The following is a 7,706-nucleotide window of genomic DNA, read 5'->3' as shown; positions in this document are numbered from 1 at the left end:
AGTTTGTGCCGCTTAAATAAAGAGGTTTTGATAACCAAATTAAAGCAGCTCTAAAGAGTTTTGAGTTAAAAGTTAAACTTCAAGTTTTCATTCAGGACGAATGTACTGGTTAACTAATTTTCCCAAAAAAATTAGTTAACCTATCATTATAACATATAATTAATTTGCAAGAGTTCTAATTTCAAAGTTTAATCAAGAAGATGACAGCAATCGCACTACAAGATCGGCAATCATAGTTCAATTCCATTGATCCAAATTTCATACTCGCTTATATCAAGTTCATCATTCCAAATGATTCCGCTACCTGATGGAGCAAGTTGAAAGTTTTTAAAGAAAGCATAGTTTTTAAGGGAAGAAAACATCTTTTTTTTTAGTAGATTTTCACAGTTATATTTTCGGCTCTTCTGGTTTCTGTGTGGAAACGAGGTCTATACTGATAGTTTCTTCGACAAAATAGTCCTAAAAGTGTTGCCCGATAAGCATTTCACGATTCCATAAGCAAAAATTATCACACAAAGTCGAGAAGAGCCTATTTTCTAGCTTGATGATTAGAAAAATGCACCAATAGAGTATAATTTTCAATGATTTCGGCTGATGTTATTTTTGGGTAAAGCATTGTTTTATTTCAAAGGTGGTAATTTATTAAATTCTTGAGTGTTCCACATTTTCAATAATTCTGGTTGATAGATTGTTGCCCATTATACAACCGTTTTTGTGGCTCTATTAGGTAAGTCTCCTTCAATGATTTCTAAGGTTTCCAGATTAAATAGGGCGTTATATTTTCTATAAATCGCATGAAAATGGGGAGGTGGATGATCGGCAAAAAAGATCTTAATGATAATTCCATAAAATCGAGTAATTTCTGGCATAAATCTATTTTTATAAGTCTTGCTTTATGACAAAAATATTATAACAAAGCTTGTTGGGTTTTGTTACCTCGACTTAAACGACAAGATCAGCGATCTGCTACGCAGTGCCTTCGGCATCGCACTCCTCCTCCCCAAAAAGCGATTGCTAACTCCGAAACCTTGCTAACATAATAAAAAATCATATTCAATAAACCTCATCGTGAGTTCCAATATCAATTAGGTTGATGTCTTCTTCTTGGGTTTCAGGGTTTGATTCAAAATTGAAAATAATTCGACAATCATATTCAACAGAAAAAGCCCAAGCACCTGATAATTTCCCCTTTAGTTTATGGGTGCGTAATATTGGATTATAGGGATCGTCAGCGAGTAGTCTCAATTTGGCTTCTATTTTTGATTTTAAGTCAGGTTGTCGTTTAATCCTTGTTTTGAAAGCGCGTTTAAATGATTGGCTAAAAACCAAGTTAATCATTGTTTAGTTCGGCAATAATGGAATCAACATCTCCTCGAAAAACATTACCATTTTGATAGTCTTGTCGAGCTTGAGAAATATTTTGAGCAATTTGTTCTCGTCTTTTTTCGATTTGCCGATGTTTAACAATATTGATCAAGTCATCTTGTTCATCAAAAGAGAGATAGTCAATCATTTCTAAGATTTGACTAAATTGCATTGTTGGCGGCATTGTTACTTTCCCCTTTTTCAATACAGACTTTTATTTTACTCTGCTTGGGCAATAATGACATCCGCGATCGCGGATCGATGACAACTTTCCAACTCACAAAGAGAGATCGCCCCTCTTCATTCCCAAAAAGCGCTCGCACTCCTCCTCACCAAAAAGCGATCTCCCTTGGCGTTCCTATCCCAAGCAATGGCAGTTTTAAAGTTTAATCAAGAAGATAACAGCGATCACACTACGTTCTTCGGCATCCCACTGACAGCTGCCATCAATGTGCATGGTGCGTTCCCCAAAATCGATCGCTGGAGTAGCAGGACTTGCATTAGGGAACACACCCTAGGACTGAGTTATACATTGTTTTTCTTTGTCAGTTAAATCAATATATTCAGTCTGTATTCGTTTATTCTTGATTAGTATTCTAAAATAAGGACATTTCCCATTTACTGATAAATCTTTATCATCATTCCCTTTCCTGAATTTAATTATTTCAAATTGGTCGGGATTGAATTTATGTAAAAATGTTATTGGTACACCCATAACCCCCTTGAAGTCTAAGGGAATGTCTTGGGTTTTATTGACATTAATTCCATCATAATTGTCATATTTTGGATATTCAGCTTCATTGCCAAAATATCTTTTTGTGAGAGCGATATCTTCGTGCCGTTTTGATGTGTCTAAGTTGGTTAACCATAAACAATTATTTGGAGAAACTATTCTATTTCCAGAATTGTCAATACGAGCCTCTGTTCCATAAAGTTGATAGTGTTCGGGAACAATGAAACCAGAAATACCTCTACCAAGATTTATTCCTAACCAGGCTTTGTTTTCTTTAATTAGTTTGAAAATTTCTTTATAGGTTATTGCATTAATATTGCCAATTATCAAAAACTTTTTGTCGTATTTAACTAATTGAGCTACATATTCTCTGAATAATGAAAATGGGGGATTAGTAACAACAATATCGGACTTTTTTAATAGTTCAATACTTTCAGGACTACGAAAATCTCCATCCCCATTAAAGTAAACAATGTCAGGGGAAATAGGTTTATTTTTTTCTCTCTCTGTACCTATATATTCAAAGAAAAACCCCTTTTCATCTTCTTCTGTATTAAATAAATCTCTCCCTTGTTCTCGATAACAAGATGTTATTATTTTTTTTAGACCTAACTTTTTGAAGTTTGCAGCAAAATACTTAAAAAAGTTACTAATTTGGGGGTCATCGCAATTGCAATAAACTACTTTATTTTCAAAATGACTTTTATAATGTTGCAACTCACTTTCTATATCTGAAAGTTGTGTATAAAACTCGTCACTTTTTAGTTTTTTAGCATTTTGCAATAATTTATTTGTCGCATTTCTTGCCATTTTCAATATTTTTTGATTTAATAAATCTTTTGTTTTTATTTACTTTTGGTTATCTGATTAAATATTTCACTGCCTAATACTTGAAGAGAGGTTTTAGAAATTTCAAGCATAATATCAAACATTTTTTTGATATCCCATTTTTCTCCATTCCCTTGTGTGTATATAGAAGTTGCTTGAAGCATTATGGTTTTATCTTTATGTTTGACAAACTTATTCTTACACAAATTGGTATTAATTGGCATTCCATAATTTGCAGAAGTTAATCGATCTAATCTATTTAACGTTCCTGAATTATATTCGAGCGTTACAACCCTTCCATCGGGTGTTTTAATTGAAATATTTTCTGTTAAAAAATTTGAGCCTTCAAGAAATAAGACATAAGGAAAATGAGATTCAGATAACATCAAATTAGCGATTTCAGATATGTTTTTATGCGACCTTTCTATTGCATTACCAGCAGCCATCAAGTCTTGATTATTATTCTTACCTACCAGTTTACCGTTTTTGATATTTTCAATGTCTTTTCCTTGACGTTTAGCTTCCGAGACTAAAACGATTCTCCAATTACCGTTATCGTCTTTTACTTCTATTATTCCACCATCAGGTCTAATACTTGAATCTGATACAAAAAGGGTTTGCCCTAATTCTGGGTCAACTTTCTTTAATGCTTCGTTTATTTCTTCTTTTTTTATACTTCTTTTGTATTGAAAAGATAATTGAGGAAACTCCTTTTTAAGTTGGTCAATAACAAGATGTGAAATTTCTCCAACTATTGTTTCGTGTGATTTTGCTTCAGCCCCAAATATACCAGCTACACCTTTAGACTCTTTATGTTGATTCGTTAATCTTTTCGATTGATTTTTTTTAGACATAATGTATCTTTTCCTTACTTAAACTTTCTGCTTTCTGCTACGGGTAATGTATGTATAACTACATATTATACAGAAACTTTCTGGCTAACACTCTCCAGAGTAACGATAGGTGGAAACTTTCGGCATATTCCCCCATTTTAGCGCAATCGCCCGAACTTTTCCCCATATCATACCCAAGAGCTTATTAGCCAGATTAAACAACCTCTTTTAAGTGGATTCCTAACAACAAGCTCAAATAAAATAGACTTTTCGGGAAGTGTAGCACTAAGTCTTCAATCCACCCCACAATTACCTAATTTTCGGGGAAAAAGTGCCTAAATTTTGCCACCGGCTGGCACTTTTTGATTGCCAAAAAGTCTAAAACTATTATCCCACAAGGTTTTTAGCTCTATTCAGCCGACCCTATTTATTGGTGTACTTGCAAATGAAGGACATAATGACCTAAAATCAGGTTATCTGACCATAATTCGTACTCTAGACGCAAATATTCGGGGAAATTATTCCCCTCTAATTTGAGACTACGGGTATAGTTGCGGAGGCGAAAAGCGTAACCCGGTTGAGGACTTTCGCCATTTAACCAGTAGCGACTGACACCAAAAACCCCTTGCTCCCAAAAATGACGATAGGCGAATCTTCCCTGGCCCTGCATGGTCATAATTACCCGATTGGCTGAAATTTCTAGCCAAATTAATTTATTTTGATTATTTTTGGGTTTAAGTGTCTCTATTTCGGCGAGAGCCACCGGGGGTTGATTGAGGAGAAGATGAAACCGGTGGCGATCCTTTTGGTAGAGGGTAGCGGAAGTGTCTAAAGTGGAGAGGATGGGTAGATCTGTCGAGAGCAGACAGAAGGAAACGGGACGGCGGTGATGGGCAAGCATAGACTAGACTTAATGGTGTCCTTATCTCCACAATAGTGGATTCTCCGCCCACCGCTACCGGCACCGGAAATTTTTTTGAGAAAAAATCCAGAAAACACTTGCATTATTGAGGGACTTATGATTATAATTATTAATTGTGAGTAGCCTTCCTCGGTAGCTCAGTGGTAGAGCGGTCGGCTGTTAACCGATTGGTCGTAGGTTCGAATCCCACCCGGGGAGTTAATCAAAAATAGCAGCGGCAATAGTTTTTTGTTGCTGCTTTTTGCTCTGACTAGAGAATTTCAGCGATCGCATTTTCTGGACCGACTAGAGAAATGTAAGGATTTTGAAAATATTTACTAGCTACCGATCGCGCTTGTTCGGCAGTAATCTGATTAATAGAATCCAGGAAAGTGCGATCAAATTCAATCCCCAAACCTAAGCTTTCATACCAACCGTATAATTGAGCGATTTCGGCGTTAGTTTGTTTACCGAGAGCATATTGACCCAATAACTTATTTTTAGCTGACTGTAACTCCTCCTCACTCAAAGTTACTTTATATAACCTTTCTGCTTCCTGACGCAATCCCGACACGGCGATCGCTGTGTTTTGGGGTGCAGTTCCCATATAAATGACAAATTGGGAAGAATCGAGACGGGTGGGATAAAAAGCGGAAACATCGTAGGCTAATCCCCGTTTTTCTCGCAATTCCACGAATAGACGACTAGATAACCCATTCCCCAGATAGGTACTCAATAATTTTAAAACCGCATAATCATCCTCTTGCACAGAAGAGCCGGGGTATCCTAACATAACGATCGCCTGTTGACTAGCTTGGACGGTAGTTAAACAGGTGGGCTGAAAATCAAAAGCGGCCGGGGGTAAACTAGATAAAGGAAGATCGGGAATTGACCAACTGCCAAAAATTTCCGTCACTGCTTTTACTGCTTGCTCTAGGGTAATACGGCCAGAAAGACTAATCACTAGGTTATCGGGACGGAAAAAGCGACTATGATAGGCCAGCAGGTCATCCCGTTGCAATTGCGAAACCGTTGCCTCCGTACCCAATAAAGACATACCATAGGGATGATCGGGGTACATAGCGGCGCGTAATTGATTAAAAGCCACATTAAAAGGCTGTTCCAATTGAGAGCGAATGCTTTGACGGGTGAGATTTTTCTCTAATTCGATTTCTGGGGGTGGAAAACTGGGAAAACGAATAATTTCCGCCGCTAGACGCAATATATCTAAAAAATCCTTTGTAACGGTCTTTAAACTAACCACAAAATAATCAGTCCCCGTGTCCGCACTTAAACTGGCCCCCGTGGACTCAACGCGATCAGCAATTTCTAGGGAAGATAACTTTTCTGTACCTTTGGTGAGCAGCACGGCTAAAAGACGAAATAAACCCGCTTTTTCGGTTTTTTCCCAACGAGTACCCGCATTTTTGAGAAAAATCCTCCCCGCAACTAACTCCACGGCCGTATTTTCCACCACTAAAAGGGTGATGCCATTTTCTAAGGTTAAGCGGTGAATGGGGGAAGCGGACATCGTTTATTCACAGGGTTGCATTATTGTAATAGCATATCGCTCCGGGGAGAGATACTGACGAGCCAGACGCTGGAGATCTGACGGTTGCAAACTTTGGATAACTTGGGGATAGATCGTGGCTAGGTCGGCAGCTCTCAGGGTTTGATAATATCCATAGAGTCCCGCTAATTGGCCCGGGGTTTCTGTGGAGAAAATATAATCGTTAGCTAATAACTGTTGAGTGCGGTGTAATTCTGCGGGGGTGACGGGATGATCGTGCAGATGTTGGATATGTTCACAGATAATGCCTTCAATTGTCTCGATTTGTGAGCTAGATAGCCAAGCGCCGATGGTAAAGAGACTGGAATCTCGTTGCAGGGAAAAATTACTGTTAATATCGAGGACGATTTGCGCTTCTTCCCGCAGCTGTCGCACTAACCGCGAACAGCGTCCCCCGGCAAGAATTACCGAAAGCAAGTCTAATCCAAAGGCATCTTCTAGGCGATCGCTTCCTGGTCCAGTCCATCCCATCAAGAGGCGACAATGTTCTAAGTGGGGTAAATATACTTGGGAACGACGAATTTCGATCAGGGGGGGTTCGGCAGCTACTAGATGGGGGGGGGATTCCGAGGGGACGGGAAATTCCCGAAAAGATTGCCGGATAATTTCTAAAGCTGCTTGGGGTTCAATTCCCCCGATAATCGCCACACACATATTTTCCGGTTGATAATAGGTGCGATGGAAACAGCGCATTTGATTGGGGGTTAATTGCTCTAAACGGGGTTGATCGCCTAGAATAGAGCGTCCGTAGGGATGGTTTTGATAGATACTTCCGCAGAGGGTTTGGTAGGCAATCCAATCGGGATCATCATAACAGGCCCGTAATTCTTCTAAAACTACATCTTTTTCCCGATAGAATTCCTCATCGTCAATCTCAGCATGGAGGAGAATTTCGGCCAGATGGGGTAGGGTATGTTCAATTTGATCCGCACTGGTGGTGAGATAGAAGTGTGCATAGTCGTGACTGGTGGCCGCGTTGGTCATTCCGCCACAATTTTCGATTAAATAGTCAAAGAGTCCAGGGGGAAGTTTTTTCGTCCCCTTAAAGATCATGTGTTCGAGAAAATGGGCCATACCTAACCATGGGTCGGGTTCAGCGATCGCACCTGCTTTAACCCACACATCTACTACCACCACAGGAGTCACGGGTAAGTACTGATGAATTACGGTTAAGCCGTGATCTAATTGCCATACCTGAGCGGGAAAAGAACTCGTTTGACACTGTGCTATCGACTTGATCAATGTCCGTTAACCAGATTTTTTGTTAAATTCTATACCTAGGTTATCTTATTCTCTTGTCTGTTTAACCATTAAAAAACTTTTGTCATGATTTCTAGATAATTTCCCCAAATATCAACTATCTTGAAGCCATCGGGAGACTCCGAGACAGGAGACAGGAGTCAGGAGACAGGAGATTATTTTATTTATTCTCCCCACACCCCACACCCGTTCGGACCTCGGCGTGAGCTCGGTCGA

Annotated in this window: 9 protein-coding genes and 1 tRNA gene; 1 reads left to right on the top strand and 9 read right to left on the bottom strand. The window is 39.0% G+C overall.

What is annotated here, in order from left to right:
- Positions 1 to 698 precede the first annotated feature (698 nt).
- From IM462_RS09005 to IM462_RS08975, 7 genes are all read right to left on the bottom strand, one after another.
- Positions 699 to 869 carry a DUF4160 domain-containing protein gene (locus IM462_RS09005; protein WP_287699914.1) on the bottom strand — a complete coding sequence of 57 codons (171 nt, stop codon included), beginning with the start codon at positions 867 to 869 and terminating at the stop codon, positions 699 to 701.
- A 184-nt stretch (positions 870 to 1,053) separates the two neighbouring features.
- Positions 1,054 to 1,338, bottom strand: coding sequence for a type II toxin-antitoxin system RelE/ParE family toxin (locus tag IM462_RS09000; RefSeq protein ID WP_002784984.1), 285 nt, complete (start codon positions 1,336 to 1,338; stop codon positions 1,054 to 1,056).
- Positions 1,331 to 1,549: a hypothetical protein gene (locus IM462_RS08995; protein WP_002757428.1), complete on the bottom strand. Its 219-nt coding sequence runs from the start codon at positions 1,547 to 1,549 to the stop codon at positions 1,331 to 1,333. Before IM462_RS08995 ends, IM462_RS09000 begins: the two co-directional genes overlap by 8 nt.
- 195 nt (positions 1,550 to 1,744) lie before the next feature.
- Positions 1,745 to 1,876, bottom strand: coding sequence for a P-loop NTPase family protein (locus IM462_RS08990; protein WP_287699913.1), 132 nt, complete (start codon positions 1,874 to 1,876; stop codon positions 1,745 to 1,747).
- Between the two features lie 3 nt (positions 1,877 to 1,879).
- Positions 1,880 to 2,908 carry an adenine-specific methyltransferase EcoRI family protein gene (locus tag IM462_RS08985; RefSeq protein ID WP_287699912.1) on the bottom strand — a complete coding sequence of 343 codons (1,029 nt, stop codon included), beginning with the start codon at positions 2,906 to 2,908 and terminating at the stop codon, positions 1,880 to 1,882.
- Positions 2,909 to 2,943: 35 nt separating this feature from the next.
- Positions 2,944 to 3,780, bottom strand: coding sequence for an EcoRI family type II restriction endonuclease (locus tag IM462_RS08980; protein WP_002756270.1), 837 nt, complete (start codon positions 3,778 to 3,780; stop codon positions 2,944 to 2,946).
- A gap of 406 nt (positions 3,781 to 4,186) precedes the next feature.
- Positions 4,187 to 4,660, bottom strand: a complete 474-nt coding sequence (locus IM462_RS08975) for a hypothetical protein (protein WP_287699911.1) — start codon at positions 4,658 to 4,660, stop codon at positions 4,187 to 4,189.
- A 147-nt stretch (positions 4,661 to 4,807) separates the two neighbouring features.
- On the opposite strand from IM462_RS08975, the gene IM462_RS08970 reads away from it, so the two are divergent.
- Positions 4,808 to 4,879: transfer RNA gene (locus tag IM462_RS08970), tRNA-Asn, on the top strand.
- A gap of 52 nt (positions 4,880 to 4,931) precedes the next feature.
- Here the strand turns inward: IM462_RS08970 and IM462_RS08965 are convergent.
- Entirely contained in the window at positions 4,932 to 6,191 is a 1,260-nt protein-coding gene (locus IM462_RS08965) for a M16 family metallopeptidase (RefSeq protein ID WP_287699910.1), read from the bottom strand.
- 3 nt (positions 6,192 to 6,194) lie between these two features.
- Positions 6,195 to 7,472, bottom strand: a complete 1,278-nt coding sequence (locus tag IM462_RS08960) for a M16 family metallopeptidase (RefSeq protein ID WP_287699909.1) — start codon at positions 7,470 to 7,472, stop codon at positions 6,195 to 6,197.
- Positions 7,473 to 7,706: the final 234 nt, after the last annotated feature.

It is taken from the genome of Microcystis sp. M144S2 (assembly GCF_020246065.1).
Classification (GTDB): domain Bacteria; phylum Cyanobacteriota; class Cyanobacteriia; order Cyanobacteriales; family Microcystaceae; genus Microcystis; species Microcystis ichthyoblabe_A.
Note: the sequence above shows the minus strand (reverse complement) of the source record. Positions and strands in the feature narration are given on the sequence as shown.